Below are 20,027 nucleotides of genomic sequence, written 5' to 3' on the forward strand. Positions count from 1 at the left end.
TTATTTAGATTTAGCAAAATTAATAGCCGCCTTCACGAATTTAACGAAAAGCGGGTGCGGGTTGAGCACGGTGCTCTTAAGTTCGGGGTGATACTGCGCCGCTACAAACCAAGGGTGGTCCTGAAGCTCAATAATTTCCACCAAACCAGTGTCAGGGTTTATGCCTGTAGCGTGCATGCCAGCTTCTTCAAAAGCCTGTAAGTACTTGTTATTGAACTCATAGCGGTGGCGATGACGCTCAGAAATCTTAGACTTCCCGTAAATAGAATAAGCCTTTGAACCCTTTTTTAGTTCACAAGTATAAGCACCAAGGCGCATAGTACCGCCCATTTGCTTAATTTGTTTTTGGTCCTCCATCATATCTATCACTGGGTGAGGAGTTTCAGCGTCAATCTCGGTAGAGGCGGCTCCTTGCAGACCAAGTACGTTGCGCGCAAACTCCACAGCGGCGCATTGCATACCCAAGCAAATGCCCATAAACGGAATGTTATTTTCGCGCACAAACTTAATGGCTTCCAGCTTGCCCTTGAAGCCGCGCTCCCCAAAACCAGGGGCCACCAACACGCCATCCATTTGCTGCAGCATGCTTGCCACGTTCTCATCGGTAATGTTCTCCGACTGGAACCACTTAATGTTTACCTTGCACTCGTTGGCAGAGCCTGCGTGTACAAATGATTCAATAATAGATTTGTATGCATCCGGAAGCTCCACATACTTACCAACCAGTGCGATATTTACCTCAGAGGTTGGGTTTTTCAGTTTGCCTAAAAACTCTTTCCAAGTGTCCAGGTTTGGCTCCGCCTTGTGCGTTAGCTTCAGTTTTGAGATAACACGCTCATCAAGTTTTTCTTTGCGCATGAGCAAAGGCACATCATAGATTGTCTCTGCGTCGATAGACTCTATAACAGAGTTTTGTTTCACGTTGCAGAACAACGCAATCTTGCGGCGCAGCTCAGAGGGAATCGGGTGTTCGGAACGGCAAACCAGAATGTCTGGCTGAACGCCGGCCTCTGAAAGGTCGCGTACAGAGTGCTGTGTTGGTTTTGTTTTGAGCTCTCCCGCAGCTTTAAGGTATGGCACCAGTGTGAGATGGATCACGCAAGTTTCGTTTACACCAAGCTCCCAGCGTAACTGGCGCACTGCCTCAATGAATGGCAGTGATTCAATGTCGCCTACGCAGCCGCCAATTTCAGTGATAACAATGTCATACTCACCGCTTTCTCCGAGCAGCAGCATGCGCCGCTTAATTTCGTCGGTGATATGCGGAACTACCTGCACGGTTTTGCCTAGGTAGGCGCCCTCACGCTCCTGCATGATCACATTATAATAAATGCGGCCAGTGGTTACGTTGTTCGCCTGCGAGGTTGACACATTAAGGAAGCGCTCGTAGTGGCCCAGGTCCAAGTCGGTTTCAGCACCGTCTTCCGTTACATAGCATTCGCCGTGCTCGTATGGGTTCAGCGTACCTGGGTCGATGTTAATATAGGGGTCGAATTTCTGGATGGTTACAGAGTAGCCTCTTGCCTGAAGCAGTTTTGCAAGAGATGCGGAAATGATGCCTTTCCCGAGAGAAGATGTTACGCCGCCTGTAACAAATATATATTTCGTTGCCATAAGTTAGGTTAAGTCTTATGGACTGCAAAGGTACTGGATTTATTAGAACTACCTGACATTTTAAGAAGAGATATGTCGGGGTCATATGGATATCTTTCTTAAAAAGAAAGCAATTTGATCGAAAATGCCGCTTTCTCAGGAAGTATAAATATGCATTTGCGCCAATCTGGCACAGCCGTGCGCTTTGGCTTTTTGTTTGCTTTTAGTGTAGCTTTACATGTGGCCAGCCGCCATATTTTGGCTGGCTGTTTAAGTATAAATTCACTTTAGAATCTATCAAAATGGTTAAAATAAGGTCTACCACGGTATGTGGCATTTACCACAACGGCGAAGTGGCACTTGGTGCAGACGGGCAAGCGACGATGGACAAGCATATCGCGAAAAGCAATGTGAAAAAGATCCGCAAGTTGCTTGATGGCAAGATTGTTACAGGTTTTGCCGGCTCTACCGCAGATGCCTTTACACTACTTGAGCGCTTTGAGGAAAAGCTGAACGCATACCAAAGCAATATGAAACGTGCAGCCATAGAACTGGCGAAAGACTGGCGAAAAGACCAGTACCTGCGCAAGCTGGAAGCCATGATGGTAGTTGCCAATAAAGACGAGCTTCTGATCATCTCTGGAACAGGGGATGTGCTGGAGCCCGACAACCAGATTGCTGCCATCGGTTCAGGAAGTATGTATGCACACGCTGCCGCTTTGGCACTAAAGAAACATGCTCCACATTTATCCGCAGAGGAAATGGTGCGCGAAGCCCTAACCATTGCCGCTGATATTTGCATTTATACCAACCATAACCTGATCATCGAGAAGCCGGCGTCCTAAGTATAAGTTGTCTCGTTGAACAGATTGATAGAAAGTAGTTTATGGCGTATAGTCTGGCTGGGTAAGATTAACCTTATCCTTGCAATCAACGAATAACGGGAAACGAATAACGAAAATGTCTTAACTTGCCGCGCGTTAGCCCTATTTGGCTAAGTATGGCTTTAAGCTACAAACTATGAACGTATCAGAATTCCTTAAGAAACACTACAAACACTTCAATGCAGCATCTGTGATAGACGCTGCCGAAGGCTATAAGGCACACCTGAATAATGGTGGCAAAATGATGATCACGCTGGCAGGGGCTATGTCTACGGCTGAGCTGGGTATAATTCTGGCTGAGATGATCCGTCAGGATAAGGTTCATGCCATTTCTTGTACAGGCGCCAACCTGGAAGAAGATATCTTTAACCTGGTAGCGCACGATTTTTATGAGCGCGTACCGCATTACCGCGAGCTTTCTGCTGCCGATGAAGAGGAGTTGCTTAGCCGTCACCTGAACCGCGTAACTGATACGTGCATTCCGGAAGAGGAGGCGATGCGCCGCTTGGAGCATGTGGTACTTAAATACTGGGAGAAAGCCGATAAGGCCGGAGAAGCATACTTCCCACACGAGTTCTTCTACCAGATGTTGCTGAGCGGAGATTTGGAGGAATATTACCAGATAGACCCAAAAAACAGCTGGATGTTAGAAGCTGCCAAGAAGAACCTTCCGATCATCTGCCCAGGCTGGGAAGACTCTACCTTGGGTAATATCTTTGCAGGCCACGTTATTAGCGGCGACATCAAGAATGTGCATACTGTAAAGACCGGAATCCAGTACATGATTGAGCTGGCTGAGTTCTATACCGAAACGGCAACAGATGAATCGACGATCGGCTTCTTCCAGATTGGTGGCGGTATAGCCGGCGATTTCCCGATTTGCGTGGTACCGATGCTGCACCAGGATTTACAGCGCACAGGCGTTCCGCTTTGGGGATATTTCTGCCAGATCTCTGACTCTACTACCAGCTACGGCTCATACTCGGGCGCTGTGCCAAACGAGAAAATAACATGGGGCAAGCTGGGCAAGGATACGCCAAAGTATGTTATCGAGTCTGATGCCACCATTGTGGCACCGCTTATTTTCGCGATGGTGCTGGATATGTAATTGTTTAAAAGTTAACATATCTCTATATTTGAAGGCTGCTATAATACATAGCAGCCTTTTTTATTGCCTCACAACACAACATGAAAACAACTTTACTGGCAGCTTTTTGCCTCTTTTCGCTTAGCGCAGCCGCGCAGTCCGGATTTAAAAACGGCTATTACACCTCAACCGCCGGCGACACCGTGCAAACCCAGATCCAGGATGAGGACTGGATCAAAAACCCCGATAAGATCTCCATTACACAGCAGGGCAACACGCTTTCCTTGTCTCAAAGCCAGATGTCAGGCTTCGGGATAACGCAGGGCGATGTTTACCGCAAATTCGCCGTTAATATCGACACCTCGCCGGTTAGCCTAAATACGATGGAGCTAAACCAACCTGCCGTTATTGTGCGCGATACCGTTATGCTGCGCTTGTTGGTTAGTGGCACAGCCAACCTGTACGAGTTGCGCGATAAGGAAGGCAAGCTTCATTATTACATCCAGAAAGGAGAGGAGGAGCCCGCGGAGTTGATGTTCCGTAAAATAAAAACCGAGGTGAACGGCAAAAAAGTGATTGCTACGCTCGAGCCATACAAGGGGCTACTACAGGTATACCTGTCTGATTGCGGCATAACCGAGCGCATGATAAACGGCACTTCGTTTAAAGCCGAGTCGTTTGCCAGCGTGATAAATGCCTATAACACCTGCAAAGAGCCCGCTAAGCAGGAGTACATGGCTAAGGAGGAAAAGGTGCGCTGGTACTTTGGGGCAACAGCCGGGTATGGCCTTGCCAGTTATACTATCTACAACAAAGGCATGTATGATGAGCTTGCCGGCTCGGAGTTCTCGAGTCTTAACCCAAACGCTGCCGTGCTTGTAAACATGGTGCTGCCGAGGGGGCACGGCCGCTGGGGCATTTCTTCGGAGCTTGGGTACAAGAGGTATAAAATGAGCGGATCCTATGCCGAGTTTAAATCTTCGAGCTCATCCTCAGAATATCAAACGGAATTTAACCTGCAGTATGCCGCTTTTAACACACAGGTGGTGTATACTTTTAAGGGAAACAGCTGGCTAAGGCCATTTGTAAGCGCGGGCCTGGCGCTGAACATGCTAGTGGCGGATAACAGCTTGCAGACATCCACCAGAAGGCAATATGGCGTTGAGCGGAGCTATGAAAACCCGCCGCTGGCAGAAATGCGCAAACTGGAACAATCGCTGCTGCTGGGAGGAGGGGTAAACTATAGCAAACTTATACTTTCGGCAAGGTATGAACGCGGCAACGGTTTCTCGCCATACAACGGGCTTAAGGTTGTGAAAACGGCCACCACCATGCAGCTTGCGTATTTGTTTAATTGATCAGTAAAAGGAATAAAATAAGTACGGCTCTACTCAATAGATCAGTTCGCGCCTCCCAAAACGGAATTCCTCGTCTTTAAGAAAGAACTCACCGCATTTTTGAAGGATGGTCAGGTTGTCCAGGGTTATCTCCCAATTAAAGTTAAAGTTGCACAGGAAAGCTAATACAGGGCCAAGCATTTCAGGGGTAGTATCGCCGAGAGCCAGGGAAATATGGGGTAACCAAAGGTTTTGGTTATAGTACACACCCATTTCGGTGCTCATTTCTGATATTTCGCGATGTAGGCGGCTATGTACTTGGTTTAGGGCGGGCGTTCGGAGAACGGGAATGTATACTACAGGGTTCTCGCCGGGAAAAATGCCGAGCCCCGTGGTTCTAACGTTAAAACTCTCCAGGTCCATGCAAGTTTGCTCTAAATACTGCTTGAGTTCTTCATTGTCCGGAACTTCAGCGGTAAGCAGCGTCAAATGAGGGTAGGGAGTCATCTTAACACCATTCAGCCCAAATTTCTTCTCCAGGTGCTCTGTCAGTTCTGACACACGTTCTGAGGATTTTTTGTCTAAAAGCGAGGCGATCGCGATCATATAGTTAAGCTCTCTTAGTATCAATTTTGCCGCAAAACAGCCGTTGTGCGCAGTATAAAGCGTAAATTATCTTAACGTAGCGGATAGGTAATGGTTTACATCATGCGTTCTAGGGCTTGAGCTATCGCGAGCGTCTCTGCAACATTACACAGAAACTAGCACAACTGTATAACCCCGTATCCTTAATTTTAGTGCGTCCTAAGTGTTTATGCATGAGTATCAATGAATTTGTGCTTTATTATGCTTCATAGGCGAGTAACAACAGTGCAATGCTAAGGCAGAAAAGGTGTTTTTATCTCATATGTAAAATTGAGTACCTTTGTTATTAAAGTATATCAGATCGCATGATTTCCATTAACAACCTGAATTTCCATTTTGGCAGCCGCATTATGTATGAGGATGCCAGCTTGCATATAAAACCTAAGGATAAAATTGGCCTTATCGGGCTCAATGGCACCGGTAAGTCTACCTTGCTGCGCCTGATTGTTGGGGAGTACACCCCTGACAGCGGTAGCATACAAATGAGCAAGGAAACCACTATCGGCTTCCTTAACCAGGATTTGCTGAGCTACCAAACCCACGAAAGCATACTTTCGGTGGCGATGCAGGCTTTTGGAGAAGCCATTCATCTGCAAGAGCAAATCGATAAGGTGCTGGTTGAGTTTGAGAATAACTTCCATGATGATTTGGTAGATAAGCTTGCCGGTTTACAGGAACGCTTTGAGGCACTTGGCGGGTATACCATGCAAGCCGAAGCGGAGGCGATTCTGGAAGGCCTTGGCTTTACCACTGAGGAACTGCAGAAGCCGCTGGCATTATTCTCCGGCGGCTGGCGCATGCGCGTCATGCTGGCAAAGATTCTTCTTCAGAAACCCTCCCTGCTGCTGCTGGATGAGCCGACCAACCACCTCGACCTACCTTCCATTAAATGGCTCGAATCATACCTAGAGCGTTACGAAGGATCTGTGGTGATTGTATCCCACGACCGCGAGTTTCTTGACAAGACGACCAATATGATTGTGGAAGTATATGGCGGAAAGCTGAACGTGTATGCCGGTAACTACAGTTTTTACTTAGAGGAGAAGGCGCTTCGCAACGAGATCCAGAAAGGGGCTTACGAGAACCAGCAAGCCCAGATCCGGCAGGCAGAGCGCTTTATAGAGCGTTTTAAGGCAAAAGCCACCAAGGCCAAGCAGGCGCAAAGCCGCCAAAAAATGCTGGACCGCATGGACCGCATTGATGAAGTAGCCTCGGAGGCGGCAAGGGTTAATTTTAGCTTTAAATTTAACACGCATCCGGGTAGGCACATCCTGCGTTTGGAGCACATGAGTAAAGCCTATGGCGATAAGGTGATTTTCCGGGATACTAACGTGCATATTGAGCGGGGCGATAAAATAGCCTTGATCGGTGCCAACGGTAAAGGTAAATCTACGTTGCTGCGCATCATTGCAGGTACAGAGCCAATCAATGGGAAGCGTGAACTGGGGCATAATGTTATACTTTCGTTTTATGCCCAGCACCAGTTAGAGTCGCTGAACGTGGAGAACGACATGCTGACGGAGCTACAGCAGGCGGGCTCCAAGAAAACGGAGATGGAACTGCGCTCTTTGCTCGGCTCTTTCCTCTTCACCGGCGATGAGGTTTTCAAAAAGATAAAAGTACTGTCGGGTGGCGAGAAAAGCCGCGTTGCCTTGGCTAAAACACTAATCTCAGAGGCAAACTTCCTGATGCTGGACGAACCGACCAACCACCTGGACATGCAATCGGTAAACATCCTGATTCAGGCGCTGGAGCAGTATGAGGGAACATTCGTGGTTATCTCCCACGATAGGTACTTTGTGGAGAATGTTGCCACTAAGATTTGGTACATAGAGGATTTCCAATTGAAGGAATACCCGGGCACGTACCATGAGTACGAGGCATGGCAGGAAAAACGAGATAAAGAGGTTAAAGCGCATGCCGCCGCCGAAGCCCCGATCGTGAAACAGGAGAAACAACCCCGCGAGAAGAGCGAGTTTACCCAGTTATCGAACCAGCTGAAGCAAGTGAACCGGCAGGTTAGTGAAGTAGAGCAGGAGGTTGCAAAACTGGAAGAGCAACTCGCCGCTCAGGAAAGACATATGGCCGACCCAACTGTGTTCAGCGATGTAGACAAACTACAGCAGGCTACGCAAACCTTCGAGGAAATAAAAGCTAACCTGGATATGAAGCAGGAGCAGTGGGAAGAACTCATGCTGCAAGCAGAAGATCTAGAGTCAAAATTAGCGGACTAAACCTGTTATTTAGTGCGTCAAATGGTAACGGCCCTGATGTTCAGTCATCAGGGCCGTTACCATTTAGCATGCATCTGTGTTGTTAAAACATTAATAATTTGTTAATGTTTTGCAACTTTAAGTAGAGTATAGGGATATAAGGATAACGTAATAATGTTGAAACGTACCTCCCATATTAAATGAGTCAAACCTGTACTGCTACTAACCCACCTCTACCAAAAGATTCAAAACCTGTTTCCAAAGTTTCGCTGCGTATCAACCTTTCTGGCAATAGTGCATTGCTAGGTATTAACTGGGTTGCTGTGTTGTTAGTAACTTTAAATTTAGTTGCTGTTTTTTGTAAGTATTATACCAGCCACCCCAATGCCTGGGGTATAATCCCTCAGTTTGAGCTGGATGGCGAAAAGAACATTCCAACATACTTCTCCTCGTTTATACTTATACTTTCCTCCATATTGCTATTCACTATCTCCTTGGTAAAAAAACACGAGCGTAACAAATACACTAAGCACTGGCGTTTGCTAGCCTTTGTGTTCTTATACATGTCCGTGGATGAGTCTGCGGGTCTGCATGAGATGTTTATTTACCCGCTCCGGGATCATTTTCAACTAGCAGGAATCTTTTATTTTTCGTGGGTAATAGTTGGTGCTGCCGTAGTGCTGATTCTTGGTTTATACTATCTCAGATTTTTACTGGAACTTAACCCTAAGCTACGCCTCAGAATGATCAGCGCTGGAATGGTGTATGTCGGCGGAGCATTGGGCGTAGAATTGCTCGGGGGGTATTATTATGATGCGAATGGCGGCCACAACTTAACATATAGCCTAATCACAACCGTAGAGGAAACCCTTGAAATTACAGGTGTTTTAATTTTAATCCATTCACTTTACAGTTATCTTAAAAGGCATCTTTTAAAGTTTACGCTGCAACTCGGTGATGAGCCTCAGCCAGGTATACTTAAAGGGGATAGTAACCTCCTCAAGCAAAACTCCGATTACGCGGAGGCAAACAAAGACTTGATGGCTGTATAACAAGAACTGCACAGGTTGTACGTTTTTTTAAAGTATAACCTGTGCAGTTCGGATGCCTAAGCATTGTCTAACGCAATCAACAAACCTTCATCGCCATAAAGTGCAATGTTGCCTGATACGGTTTTTTCTTCCCTCTCTGGGTCAGTGGCAATAATGATTTTACCTCTGTAGGTTTCTGTTTGCGCCCGGAAGATACAGGGTTTATGGCTTAGGTTAAGGAGTATTAGGAATGTGCTTCCCTCAGCTTTGCGTGTGTAAGTAAGTATGGGGCCGTTGGTTAGCACGGGTGCATAATCGCCTATGCTTAGTGCTGCTTCGGACTGCCTTAGTTTTATCAGGCGGCGGTAAAAATGAAGCATGGAATAGTTATCTGCCTGTTGCACCTCTACGTTTATGCGCTTATAGTTATCCGGCAGGCGCAACCAAGGCTTGCCATCTGTAAAGCCTGCGTTCTTAGCAGGGCTCCACTGCATAGGCGTGCGCGCAGGGTCTCTGCTTAGGTCTTTGTCGGGCATATTCAGCCCTTGCGGGTCCTGCACCTCATCTGGCGGAATAGGTACATCGCGCATGCCTAACTCATCGCCATAATATAAAGTAGGGGTGCCCCGGAGAGTTAAAAGTAACATGGCGGCCACCTTTGCCTGCGCGTTGCCAACCCGGCTCGTGATACGGGGCTGGTCGTGGTTGCCTATAACCCAGTTGGGCCACCCGCCTGCTGGCAGTGCGCCTTCATACTCATCTATATGCGATCTGATGGTGCGGGCGTTCCAGTCTAGGGTTACCAGCATAAAGTTAAATGGCAGGTGAGCACCTTTATTGTCCTGGCCGTAGTAAGTTACTAACCTATGGATAGGCAGGTAAATCTCACCGATCATCACACGCTCGTCATACTCATCCATTACCTGCCTCATTTTTGCAACTAGATCATGTATGCCGGGTTGGTCTGTGGAGTAAGCCGGTATAAGCTGGTCATATGTGGATTTGCTGGCCTCATAGTCAGGGTTAGTGGGGTTGTCGCGCAGTTCTTCATCTTTAAGCATGTGCCACATCACGTCTACTCTAAACCCGTCAACGCCCTTATCCAACCAGAACCGCATCACATCAAACATGGCTCTCTGCACTTCAGGGTTTCGCCAGTTAAGGTCTGGCTGTTCCTTTAAGAACGCATGGTAATAATATTGTTCTGTTTGCTGGTCCCATTCCCAGGCGCTGCCGCCAAACACACTTAGCCAGTTATTGGGTTCTGCCCCGTCTTCCTTTGCATCGTGCCACAAGTACCAATCCCTTTTTGGGTTGTCTCGCGAGGACCTTGACTCCAGAAACCAGGGGTGTTGATTGGAAGTATGATTAGGCACCAGGTCAAGTATAAGTTTCATGTCGCGCTGATGCACTTCCTTTAGTAAGGCATCAAAATCTTCCATCTGGCCAAATAACGGATGGATGCCGCAATAATCAGATATGTCATAGCCAAAATCCGCCATTGGCGAAGGGTAAATAGGTGAGACCCAAATAGCCGTAATCCCCATCCATTTAAGGTAATCCAGCCGTTGTATGATGCCTTTTAGATCACCTACGCCATCGCCATCAGCATCCTGAAATGAGCGGGGATAAATTTGGTATATGATTCCGGATTGCCACCAAAGGTAGTGTTGTTTTTGCTCCATAGTTTCGCTTTTGTTGTGTCAGTTAGCATTCTACGCAAGCAAAGCTTAACTGATTGCCGAAGTACCTTAGCTATGGGCACATAGTTTGAATTTAAGGGGTAGAGCGGCCATGGCCAAAGACTGTAAGCTTGAAAGTTGAACTCTTTAAAAGAAAACACATCAACTTTATACCATTTACTATTGGTTTTGTAGTGTAAAACACTGAATAAAGCCTACAAGTAAAGAAGGTTGCTGTTTTTGCATTATTTTATTTAATTTTTATATAAAATAACTTTTATTGATTTTTAATTATATATATTTGTATTATATAATACTACATGAAGAGATTCATTTCATCAATAACGGAAACCATCACCTTAAACAATTCATACATTATGAAAGCACTTTTATATAAACTCCTAATGTTCTTGTTTGTGGCAGCTTTATTCTCTGCCTGCCAGCGCCAAACGTCTTGCCCGGCTTATGCTAGCCATAAAGCTAAACCAATGCAGAAGCCTACTTTCTTAAAGGATCTTGGCAGGTAATAGGAGGGTGCTATGGCAACATTAGCCAGCAAATAATGTAAGCCATGCCTGCGGGTATGGCTTTTTTGGTAGGGCAGAAAGTTATATGTTGGATAAAAACAAAAAAGCTTCGGAGGTTATCCGAAGCTTTGTAGCGGGGAGCAGAATCGAACTGCCGACCTCAGGGTTATGAATCCTGCGCTCTAACCATCTGAGCTACCCCGCCGAATTGTGGTGCAAATATAGCGGAATCGTTTTCAAATATGCAAGCATCGGCTCAGAAAAAAAATATTTTATTTTTGAGATATACGTATTGTGGAGAATAAACACTATACTTACTCAGACACTTACCTTACTCCATATGACGAGAGAGACGAAGACGAAATTTGTGCGTGAGTACCCTATCAACGCCTCCGCAAAGCTACTTTACCCTTATTTAAGCACCCCAAGCGGCCTTACACAATGGTTCTGCGATGACGTGAATCTAGATGAAGACAAAATTCTGAATTTTGTATGGGATGGCCGCAGCCATTTTGCTGAGGTTACCAGCCACCGCACCAATCGTTCCATCAGGTTTTTGTTCCTGGATGAAAACAAGCACCACCAGACCGACGCCTCTTATGTAGATTTTTCCATCGAATCCAGCGAGCTGACACAGGAACAGTTTCTGAAGGTGGTAGATTACTCTGAAGAGGATGACGAGGAGGAGTTGGAAGAGCTATGGGAGAACCTGATGCAAAATCTGCGCGAAATAGTAGGAGGGTAGCAGGTTTGCAGGAGTATCTGCTTATCTTTGCATGGTAATTGCTGGGTTAACCCGGATATCAGCAGCCGGATAATAGATGGCTGCTCATTTTATTGCGCATGAAGAAACTTGATAAGCTAATTTTACGGGCCTTTTTTGGCCCATTCTTATTAACCTTTGCTGTGGTGGAGTTTATACTTCTCACCCAGTATATGCTAAAATATCTCGATGAACTGGTGGGTAAAGACCTGGGCGCAGAAGTGTTCGGGGAACTGCTTTTCTACTTTAGCGTGAACATGGCGCCCGTGGCATTGCCGCTTGCCGTGCTCTTATCCTCGCTCATGACTTTTGGCTCGCTTGGCGAGCATTACGAACTCACCGCTATCAAAACCTCGGGCATTGCGCTTACCCGCATCCTGCGTCCGGTTTTGATCGTGGTCACGTTTATCACCATTGGCGCATTCTTCTTTAACAACTATGTAGTGCCCAAGGCTAACCTGAAAGCCTATAGCTTGCTATGGGATATCCGCCAGAAAAAGCCAGCCATGAACTTTAAGGAAGGTGCTTTTTACAACGGTATCCCTGGCTACAGTATCAAGGTAAACGAGAAAATGAATGAAGGCCGGACGCTTAAGGATGTGATGATCTATGATCATACCAAGGGTGGCACCAACACTACGGTTATACTTGCTGACTCCGGTGAGATGTATATGGACCATGATGATGCCTACCTGGTGCTGGAGCTTTATGATGGCAACACCTACGTGGATCAGAACAACTCCTCTTTTAGGAACTCCAGCGAGCAGTTTGTCCGGCAGGAATTTGATGAGAGCAAGCTGATGCTAAGTATGGCTTCTTTCAACTTCGACAGGACCAAGGAAGAGCTTTTCTCGGACAACAAGATGATGAAAAACATCAAAGAGTTGGATGTGGTAACTGATTCGTTGCAGCGCCATAACAGGCGCGATGTGGAAATGTACGCACCAAATGTTGATCCGTTTTACATGTACTTTAAGGCTGATACGGGGCAAGTGAAAAATGGTATGCGGCTAAACGGAAAGGCGTTAGAGCGCGAGCTCCCAGCACCAACTAGCGAGACGATGTTGCTGGCCACTAATAAGGCCCGCAATATCAAGAGCTTTACGGGTAGTTATGTAGAAAGAATCCAAGCCACTCAGCGTGAGGCAAATAATTACGAGGTTGAGATCTGGCGCAAGTATACGCAGTCGGCCTCCATCATCATCATGTTCCTTATTGGGGCGCCGTTGGGGGCTATTATTAAAAAAGGCGGCTTGGGTGTGCCAGTGGTAATCTCGATCGTGTTTTTTATTGCCATGTATGTCATGTCCATACTAGGGGAGAAGTGGGCACGCGAAAGCATTGTGTCGATTGGGGCAGGTATGTGGGGTGCAAACCTGATCCTGCTGCCGATCGGCTTGTTTTTCCTGTATCAGGCACGAAACGACTCCAGTTTACTTGAGATCGACTTCTGGCGCAAGCTGATGACTAGGCTGCGGCGCAATAAACTGTAAAACCACTATATAAAGATTTGACAAAAGTTTTTTTTGTAAAAGTAAATGATATACCTTTGTGGCTTGTATAGCAAGCTTTGCAAGATAAAAACAGATTGATATTTTTACGCAATGAGATTAACTACTGAAGCGAAACAAGAGATTTTCGAAAAGCACGGGTTCAACAAGTCTAAATCTGATACAGGATCTCCTGAAGCTCAGATCGCCCTTTTCACGAAGCGCATTGCAGACTTAACCGGTCACCTGAAAACTCACAAGAAGGACTTTAGCACACGCCTTGGCCTTCTGAAACTTGTAGGTAAAAGAAGAAGACTTCTTAACTACCTCCAGAAAAATAATATTGAAAGATACAGAGCTATCATTAGCGAGCTAGGTATCCGTAAATAAGCTTATTGTGTTAGGGAATTCATTCAAGGGATTCCCTAATCTTTTTTTAAGCATTCCCTTCTTTCCTTCCTCTGAATTGCCAGTACCGGCAGTGTTGCAATGGGTAACCCTGCCTTTTTTGATGATAACGATAATTGAAGATGTCCTACAACGCGATTAGTAAAACTATTCTTCTTCCGGATGGCCGGGAGATAACGATTGAAACTGGTAAACTAGCCAAACAGGCTGATGGCTCGGTAGTAGTGAAAATGGGTAACACCATGCTACTGGCTGCTGTTGTTTCAAACAAAGAAGCCCGTGAAGGGGTTGACTTCCTGCCGCTTTCTGTAGACTACCAAGAGAAATTTGCCTCTTCAGGCAAGATTCCTGGTGGTTTCCTTAGAAGAGAAGCGAGATTATCTGACTATGAGGTTTTGGTTTCTAGACTGGTAGACCGTGTGCTGCGCCCGCTGTTCCCGGGAGATTACCACGCTGAAACACAAATGACAATACACCTGATCTCTGCTGATACGGAGATCATGCCAGATGCCCTTGCTGCTCTGGCTGCTTCAGCCGCGCTAGCCGTATCTGATATTCCTTTCAACGGCCCGATCTCAGAAGTGCGTGTAGCACGTATAGATGGCCAGCTAGTTATTAACCCAAGCGTAAGCGACCTGCAGCGTGCGGATATCGATATGATGGTTGGTGCCTCTATTGATAGCGTAGTGATGGTTGAAGGCGAGATGAACGAGGTTTCTGAAGCGGAAATGCTGGAAGCTATACAGTTTGCGCACGAAGCAATCAAATCGCATTGCCAGGCCCAGCTTGAGCTTGCTGAAATGGTGGGCAAAACTGTGAAGCGTGAGTATTCTCACGAAACGCATGATAATGACCTGCGCAAGAAAGTTTACGAAGCTACGTACGAAAAAGCTTATGCAGTTGCCAAACTTGGTAGCGCCAACAAGCAAGAGCGTTCGGAGGGCTTTAGAGCTGTGCGTGATGAGTTCATCGCATCGTTGGGTGAAGACCACGGCTATGACGAGACGCTGATCAAAGTATACTACCACGATGTAGAAAAAGAGGCTGTTCGCAACATGATTCTTGATGAGCGTGTTCGTTTGGATGGCCGTCAGTTAGATGAGATTCGCCCAATCTGGTCTGAGGTTAACTACTTGCCTGCCACGCACGGCTCAGCAGTATTTACCCGTGGCGAAACGCAGTCTTTAACCACTGTAACGCTCGGTACAAAGCTGGATGAGCAAATGATCGACAGCGCCATGGTATCTGGCACGAACAAATTCCTGCTTCACTATAACTTCCCTGCGTTCTCTACAGGTGAGGTAAGACCAAACAGAGGCCCGGGCCGTCGCGAAATCGGACATGGTAACCTGGCGCTGCGCGCTCTTAAAAAGGTGCTTCCACCAGAAGCTGAGAACCCGTACACGATCCGCATTGTTTCTGATATCCTGGAGTCAAACGGTTCATCTTCCATGGCAACGGTTTGTGCCGGTAGCTTAGCGTTGATGGATGCAGGTGTACCTGTGAAAGGTGCCGTTTCAGGTATCGCCATGGGTCTGATTACAGACAAGGAAAGTGGTAAGTTTGCCGTTCTTTCTGATATTCTGGGTGATGAAGACCATTTAGGAGACATGGACTTTAAAGTAGCTGGTACGCAAAAAGGTATCACTGCCTGCCAGATGGATATCAAAATTCAAGGATTGTCTCACGATGTGATGACGCAGGCTTTACAGCAGGCTAATGCCGGCCGTCTGCACATCCTAAATGAGATGTCTAAGACGCTGAGCTCACCAAATCCTGATTACAAGCCGCATACACCACGTTCGTTCAACATGGTGATCGATAAAGAGTTTATAGGTGCCGTAATCGGACCAGGTGGTAAAGTGATTCAGCAGATCCAGAAGGATACTGGTGCAACAGTTATCATTGAAGAGAGAAACGAAAAAGGCCACGTAAACATCTTCGCAAGCGATCAGGATTCAATGAATTCTGCCATCGGAAAGATTCGTGCTATTGCTGCTCAGCCTGAAATCGGCGAAACTTACATTGGTAAAGTGAAGTCTATCCAGCCTTATGGTGCCTTTGTAGAGTTTATGCCAGGAAAAGACGGCCTGCTGCATATCTCTGAAATTAAGCATGAGCGCCTAGAGACAATGGACGGCGTGCTTGAAATCGGTGAAGAAATCAACGTGAAGCTTATTGATGTAGATAAGAAAACAGGTAAGTTCAAATTATCCCGCAAGGCTTTATTGCCAAAGCCGGGTGCTGACGAGAACAAATAACACCTGATATAGTATAAACTCTTGGTGCCCTTTTCCTCGGAAATAGGGTGCCAGGAGTTATTATATTTAATCGCCGGAGGGCGGCGTCTTGATTTTATTCTTAAGATGTCAGAACTTTGCGCGATTTTCTGATGTTAAGTCACCGAGCCAAATTATAAGTATCACACATTTTTTGAATAACAATATACTCTGATGAGACAACTCAAGATAAGCAAACAGATTACGAACCGTGAAAGCCAATCACTGGATAAGTATCTACAGGAGATTGGTAAAGTTGATTTGCTTACTCCCGATGAAGAGGTGTCGTTGGCACAGAGAATTAAGGAGGGAGATCAGTTTGCTCTTGAGAAATTAACCAAAGCCAACTTGCGATTTGTGGTATCGGTGGCGAAGCAGTACCAAAACCAGGGCCTATCGTTAGGTGACCTGATTAATGAAGGTAACCTAGGCCTGATTAAGGCTGCCAAGCGATTCGACGAAACAAGAGGTTTTAAATTTATCTCATACGCAGTATGGTGGATCCGCCAGTCTATTCTGCAGGCTCTGGCTGAGCAGTCGCGTATCGTGCGTTTGCCGCTGAACCGGGTAGGATCACTGAATAAGATCTCTAAATCATTCTCTGAGCTTGAGCAAAAGTTTGAGCGTGAGCCATCGCCGGAAGAAATCGCCGAAGTTTTGGAACTGACTACTGCAGAGGTAGTAGACACACTGAAGATATCAGGTCGCCACGTGTCTGTGGATGCACCGTTTGTACAGGGTGAGGAAAACCGCCTATTGGACGTGTTGGAAAACGAAGATGAAGAGTCTCCAGACATGGGTCTGATGAACGACTCGCTTCGCAAAGAGGTACAGCGTGCCCTTTCTACCCTGACAAAGCGCGAGGCTGATGTTATTACGTTATACTTCGGGCTGAACGGGGAGCACTCCCTAACACTGGAGGAGATTGGTGAGAAATTTAACCTGACCCGCGAGCGTGTACGTCAGATTAAGGAGAAAGCAATCCGCAGACTTCGCCATACTTCAAGAAGCAAAGCATTAAAGCCTTACTTAGGTTAATAGCACCGTAATCGAAAGAAAGCCCTGGCCAAAAGCCGGGGCTTTTTGTTTTAGCGAGATACAAACTGTGGCATTTTGACGCCTCTAATGCAGGCAGAGGCACAGAAATTTTGTATACTTGCAACCAAATTTCTTTTAGAACAAAGTAGTAATGGAAATAGAAAAAGTAAAATGCCTTATCATTGGCTCTGGTCCTGCTGGCTATACAGCGGCAATTTATGCATCCAGAGCTGGTCTAAACCCCATACTTTACCAAGGCTTGCAGCCAGGCGGCCAGCTAACCATCACCAACGATGTGGAAAATTATCCTGGTTACCCAGAAGGAGTTATGGGGCCTGAGATGATGGAAGACTTTAAGAAGCAGGCAGAGCGTTTCGGTACGGATGTACGCTATGGTATTGCCACTTCAGTTGATTTTTCCTCCCAACCCCACAAAGTGGTTATTGATGATCAAAAGACAATAGAAGCAGATACAGTTATTATATCAACAGGTGCATCAGCTAAATGGCTGGGTATGGAATCTGAATCGCGCTTAAATGGTAGCGGGGTTTCTGCGTGTGCCGTTTGCGACGGATTTTTCTACCGTGGACAAGATGTAGTGATTGTAGGGGCAGGGGACACAGCGGCTGAAGAAGCTACTTATCTTTCTAACCTGTGCAGCAAAGTATACATGCTGGTGCGTCGCGATGAAATGCGTGCTTCCACTATTATGCAGGAGCGCGTACTCAATACTAAAAACATCGAGGTGCTTTGGAACACGGTAACCGATGAGATCTTAGGGGAACATGCCGTAGAGGCAGTGCGTGTTAAAAACGTACTGACGAATGAAACCCGCGAAATTCCTGCCAAAGGGTTTTTTGTGGCTATTGGGCATAAGCCAAACTCGGACATATTCGCTGAATACCTCAACCTGGATGAGAATGGGTACATCCGTACAATTCCGGGCACGGCCAAAACAAACATTGATGGCGTGTTTGCCTGTGGCGATGTGCAGGACTTTACTTACCGTCAGGCTGTAACAGCCGCTGGGTCAGGATGTATGGCAGCATTGGACGCTGAACGCTACCTGGCTTCGAAAGGATTGCACTAATAGTTATGCAAGAAAGCAGTTGGCAAGCACTTTATTTTAAACGCTGATGTTAACTGTATTTACAATAAAATGGCTGCGCTGCAGTTTAATTTAGCGAATGGTGTGCTGAGGAAAGGCAGCGCAGCCAACCTATTGATGCAAATGTTAAAATCAAAAGCACCTTTTAGTTTTATACTGTGCGCCCTGTGTTTGTTTTTCTGCACAGCCGGAGCCTTTGGCCAGGTAAAAGATCTGTTCAAGATTAAATCGCCTAAAATCCAGTATGTACGCCCGGATACAACCATACTTATAAAGTATGAGGATTTCCCGGATGATGATTCTGATGCTGACCAATCAATCTACTTCAATCCAAAGAAAGAGCTTTCTATAGTTAGCGAGGATACTACAGAACTGGATCTTGGTGAGCAGCATATTGTTGAAACTTCGGAAGAGGTTTTAGTAGATTCTACCTGGGTTAAGATTGCGGGCTATTATTCCATTTGGGATACCCGCAACATCAACCCGTACCGCATGGATAGCCGCCAGCTAAAAGACACGGTGAACATTAAACTGTATGACCCGGCAAACAACCGCGACTATAGAATGCCATTGGAGAAAACGCCCATTACCAGCCATTTTGGCGCTAGGGGAGGGCGATGGCATTATGGCACCGACATTGACTTGGATACCGGAGACTCTATTTTTGCTGCTTTTGACGGCGTTGTACGCATTAACAAGTGGGACGGCGGTGGATATGGCAATTACATTGTGTTACGCCATTACAACGGCTTGGAAACCCTTTATGGGCACATGAGCAAACCATTGGCTAAACCCGGTGACTTTGTGAAGGCTGGGGAGCTAATTGGTTTAGGAGGAAGTACAGGCCGAAGCTCAGGACCACACTTACATTATGAAGTGCGCTACCAAGGCAACCCCATGGACCCTGAAAACCTGTATGATTTCCCGGATTACTTGCTTAAGGGAGACAGCTTCCAGATTACCTCTGCTGTGTTTAATTATTCGAACCGCTCCAGAAGCGGGAGCAGCAGCAATGGTAGAAGGGCAGCTTATCACAAAGTACGGAGCGGAGATACTTTATCTGGTATATCCAAGCGTTACGGCGTATCGGTAAGCCAGTTAACACGACTTAACGGCATTAGTACCCGTACCACTTTGCGTGTAGGTAAATCCTTGCGCATTCGTTAATCTTTTCTTTTGAAATCATGAAATTAGATATACTTGCTTTTGCATCTCACCCGGATGATATTGAGCTAGGTTGTGCCGGTACCCTGATTGCCCACGTGGCTGCCGGGAAAAAAGTTGGCATTGTAGACCTGACCACAGGGGAGCTTGGCACGCGTGGTACTCCGGAGATTAGGTTGGAGGAGGCAGAAGCTGCTGCCGAAATTATGGGCCTAAGTGTTCGTGATAATCTTGGTCTGGCGGATGGTTTTTTTCATAACGACAAGGAGAGCCAGTTAAAAGTAATCGAGAAAATCCGTGCCTATCAGCCCGAAATTGTGATTATGAATGCGATTTACGATCGCCACCCTGATCATGGCAGAGGTTCTGAACTCGTTTCAGAGGCATGCTTTAAGTCCGGCCTAAAAATGATCCATACCCAGGATGCAGTAGGTAACAAGCAGGAGCCTTGGCGCCCCAAGGTTGTATACCATTACATCCAGGACCGTTTTATCACGCCAGACATTGTAGTGGATGTTACACCATATTGGGAAAAGAAAATGGAAACGATTCGGGCGTTTAAGTCGCAGTTCTACAACCCGGACGATACCTCACCAAACACGTATATTTCTTCCCCGGAATTTTTAAAGTTCTTGGAGGCCAGAGCTTTGGAGCTAGGGCATGCCATAGGCACAACTTATGGCGAAGGTTTTACCAAGGAGCGCTACATCGGGGTTAAAAACCTGTTTGATCTCGTTTAAACTAAGTATAAGTATAAAAAAGCGGGGCCTTTACTCAC

16 protein-coding genes and 1 tRNA gene are annotated in these 20,027 nt (G+C 46.4%); 13 read left to right on the top strand and 4 right to left on the bottom strand.

Annotated elements, in window-relative coordinates; genetic code table 11:
• A complete protein-coding gene (locus D1627_RS05565; protein ID WP_119431256.1) occupies nt 1–1,614 on the bottom strand; it encodes a CTP synthase in 1,614 nt (537 codons plus the stop codon).
• 281 nt (nt 1,615–1,895) lie between these two features.
• Here D1627_RS05565 and hslV point away from each other — a divergent pair, with 281 nt between their 5' ends.
• From hslV to D1627_RS05580, 3 genes are all read left to right on the top strand, one after another.
• Entirely contained in the window at nt 1,896–2,438 is a 543-nt protein-coding gene (hslV, locus tag D1627_RS05570; RefSeq protein ID WP_119431257.1) for an ATP-dependent protease subunit HslV, read from the top strand.
• A gap of 175 nt (nt 2,439–2,613) precedes the next feature.
• Complete coding sequence (locus D1627_RS05575) at nt 2,614–3,585, top strand: deoxyhypusine synthase family protein (protein WP_119431818.1); 972 nt, start codon at nt 2,614–2,616, stop codon at nt 3,583–3,585.
• Nucleotides 3,586–3,665: 80 nt separating this feature from the next.
• Complete coding sequence (locus D1627_RS05580) at nt 3,666–4,922, top strand: porin family protein (protein ID WP_119431258.1); 1,257 nt, start codon at nt 3,666–3,668, stop codon at nt 4,920–4,922.
• A gap of 33 nt (nt 4,923–4,955) precedes the next feature.
• On the opposite strand, the gene D1627_RS05585 is transcribed toward D1627_RS05580, so the two are convergent.
• Nucleotides 4,956–5,507: a 2'-5' RNA ligase family protein gene (locus D1627_RS05585; RefSeq protein WP_119431259.1), complete on the bottom strand. Its 552-nt coding sequence runs from the start codon at nt 5,505–5,507 to the stop codon at nt 4,956–4,958.
• Nucleotides 5,508–5,851: 344 nt separating this feature from the next.
• Between D1627_RS05585 and D1627_RS05590 the strand changes: the two genes are divergently transcribed.
• A complete protein-coding gene (locus D1627_RS05590; RefSeq protein WP_119431260.1) occupies nt 5,852–7,780 on the top strand; it encodes an ABC-F family ATP-binding cassette domain-containing protein in 1,929 nt (642 codons plus the stop codon).
• A gap of 302 nt (nt 7,781–8,082) precedes the next feature.
• Nucleotides 8,083–8,811, top strand: coding sequence for a hypothetical protein (locus tag D1627_RS05595; RefSeq protein ID WP_147383224.1), 729 nt, complete (start codon nt 8,083–8,085; stop codon nt 8,809–8,811).
• A gap of 56 nt (nt 8,812–8,867) precedes the next feature.
• On the opposite strand, the gene D1627_RS05600 is transcribed toward D1627_RS05595, so the two are convergent.
• Both D1627_RS05600 and D1627_RS05610 read right to left on the bottom strand, forming a co-directional pair.
• On the bottom strand, nt 8,868–10,475 hold the full coding sequence (locus tag D1627_RS05600) for an alpha-amylase family glycosyl hydrolase (RefSeq protein ID WP_119431262.1): 1,608 nt from the start codon (nt 10,473–10,475) through the stop codon (nt 8,868–8,870).
• Nucleotides 10,476–11,130: 655 nt separating this feature from the next.
• Nucleotides 11,131–11,204, bottom strand: a tRNA-Met gene (locus tag D1627_RS05610).
• Between the two features lie 135 nt (nt 11,205–11,339).
• On the opposite strand from D1627_RS05610, the gene D1627_RS05615 reads away from it, so the two are divergent.
• The 8 genes from D1627_RS05615 (at nt 11,340) to bshB1 (ending at nt 19,989) form a co-directional block, all read left to right on the top strand.
• Nucleotides 11,340–11,744 (top strand): START-like domain-containing protein, encoded by a 405-nt coding sequence (locus tag D1627_RS05615; RefSeq protein WP_119431264.1) that lies wholly within the window; start codon nt 11,340–11,342, stop codon nt 11,742–11,744.
• Between the two features lie 98 nt (nt 11,745–11,842).
• The gene (locus tag D1627_RS05620; protein WP_119431265.1) at nt 11,843–13,255 is read left to right on the top strand and encodes an LptF/LptG family permease; all 1,413 of its coding nucleotides are present in this window, start codon (nt 11,843–11,845) and stop codon (nt 13,253–13,255) included.
• A 111-nt stretch (nt 13,256–13,366) separates the two neighbouring features.
• Entirely contained in the window at nt 13,367–13,642 is a 276-nt protein-coding gene (rpsO, locus tag D1627_RS05625; protein WP_119431266.1) for a 30S ribosomal protein S15, read from the top strand.
• Between the two features lie 140 nt (nt 13,643–13,782).
• Nucleotides 13,783–15,921: a polyribonucleotide nucleotidyltransferase gene (pnp, locus tag D1627_RS05630; RefSeq protein ID WP_119431267.1), complete on the top strand. Its 2,139-nt coding sequence runs from the start codon at nt 13,783–13,785 to the stop codon at nt 15,919–15,921.
• Nucleotides 15,922–16,113: 192 nt separating this feature from the next.
• A complete protein-coding gene (locus D1627_RS05635; protein ID WP_025605096.1) occupies nt 16,114–16,977 on the top strand; it encodes a sigma-70 family RNA polymerase sigma factor in 864 nt (287 codons plus the stop codon).
• A 151-nt stretch (nt 16,978–17,128) separates the two neighbouring features.
• Nucleotides 17,129–18,067 carry a thioredoxin-disulfide reductase gene (gene trxB, locus D1627_RS05640; protein ID WP_119431268.1) on the top strand — a complete coding sequence of 313 codons (939 nt, stop codon included), beginning with the start codon at nt 17,129–17,131 and terminating at the stop codon, nt 18,065–18,067.
• Between the two features lie 189 nt (nt 18,068–18,256).
• Nucleotides 18,257–19,252 carry a M23 family metallopeptidase gene (locus D1627_RS05645; RefSeq protein WP_233555524.1) on the top strand — a complete coding sequence of 332 codons (996 nt, stop codon included), beginning with the start codon at nt 18,257–18,259 and terminating at the stop codon, nt 19,250–19,252.
• Between the two features lie 17 nt (nt 19,253–19,269).
• Complete coding sequence (bshB1, locus tag D1627_RS05650; RefSeq protein ID WP_119431269.1) at nt 19,270–19,989, top strand: bacillithiol biosynthesis deacetylase BshB1; 720 nt, start codon at nt 19,270–19,272, stop codon at nt 19,987–19,989.
• Nucleotides 19,990–20,027 lie beyond the last annotated feature (38 nt).

The sequence above is a fragment of the Pontibacter oryzae genome (assembly GCF_003576375.1).
Lineage (GTDB): Bacteria > Bacteroidota > Bacteroidia > Cytophagales > Hymenobacteraceae > Pontibacter > Pontibacter oryzae.

Bases quoted from the DNA above. Each gene is read 5' to 3' on its own strand.
- D1627_RS05565 (WP_119431256.1), bottom strand. From the start codon at position 1,614: ATGGCAACGAAATATATATTTGTTACAGGCGGCGTAACATCTTCTCTC.
- hslV (WP_119431257.1), top strand. From the start codon at position 1,896: ATGGTTAAAATAAGGTCTACCACGGTATGTGGCATTTACCACAACGGC.
- D1627_RS05575 (WP_119431818.1), top strand. From the start codon at position 2,614: ATGAACGTATCAGAATTCCTTAAGAAACACTACAAACACTTCAATGCA.
- D1627_RS05580 (WP_119431258.1), top strand. From the start codon at position 3,666: ATGAAAACAACTTTACTGGCAGCTTTTTGCCTCTTTTCGCTTAGCGCA.
- D1627_RS05585 (WP_119431259.1), bottom strand. From the start codon at position 5,507: ATGATCGCGATCGCCTCGCTTTTAGACAAAAAATCCTCAGAACGTGTG.
- D1627_RS05590 (WP_119431260.1), top strand. From the start codon at position 5,852: ATGATTTCCATTAACAACCTGAATTTCCATTTTGGCAGCCGCATTATG.
- D1627_RS05600 (WP_119431262.1), bottom strand. From the start codon at position 10,475: ATGGAGCAAAAACAACACTACCTTTGGTGGCAATCCGGAATCATATAC.
- D1627_RS05615 (WP_119431264.1), top strand. From the start codon at position 11,340: ATGACGAGAGAGACGAAGACGAAATTTGTGCGTGAGTACCCTATCAAC.
- D1627_RS05620 (WP_119431265.1), top strand. From the start codon at position 11,843: ATGAAGAAACTTGATAAGCTAATTTTACGGGCCTTTTTTGGCCCATTC.
- rpsO (WP_119431266.1), top strand. From the start codon at position 13,367: ATGAGATTAACTACTGAAGCGAAACAAGAGATTTTCGAAAAGCACGGG.
- pnp (WP_119431267.1), top strand. From the start codon at position 13,783: ATGTCCTACAACGCGATTAGTAAAACTATTCTTCTTCCGGATGGCCGG.
- D1627_RS05635 (WP_025605096.1), top strand. From the start codon at position 16,114: ATGAGACAACTCAAGATAAGCAAACAGATTACGAACCGTGAAAGCCAA.
- trxB (WP_119431268.1), top strand. From the start codon at position 17,129: ATGGAAATAGAAAAAGTAAAATGCCTTATCATTGGCTCTGGTCCTGCT.
- bshB1 (WP_119431269.1), top strand. From the start codon at position 19,270: ATGAAATTAGATATACTTGCTTTTGCATCTCACCCGGATGATATTGAG.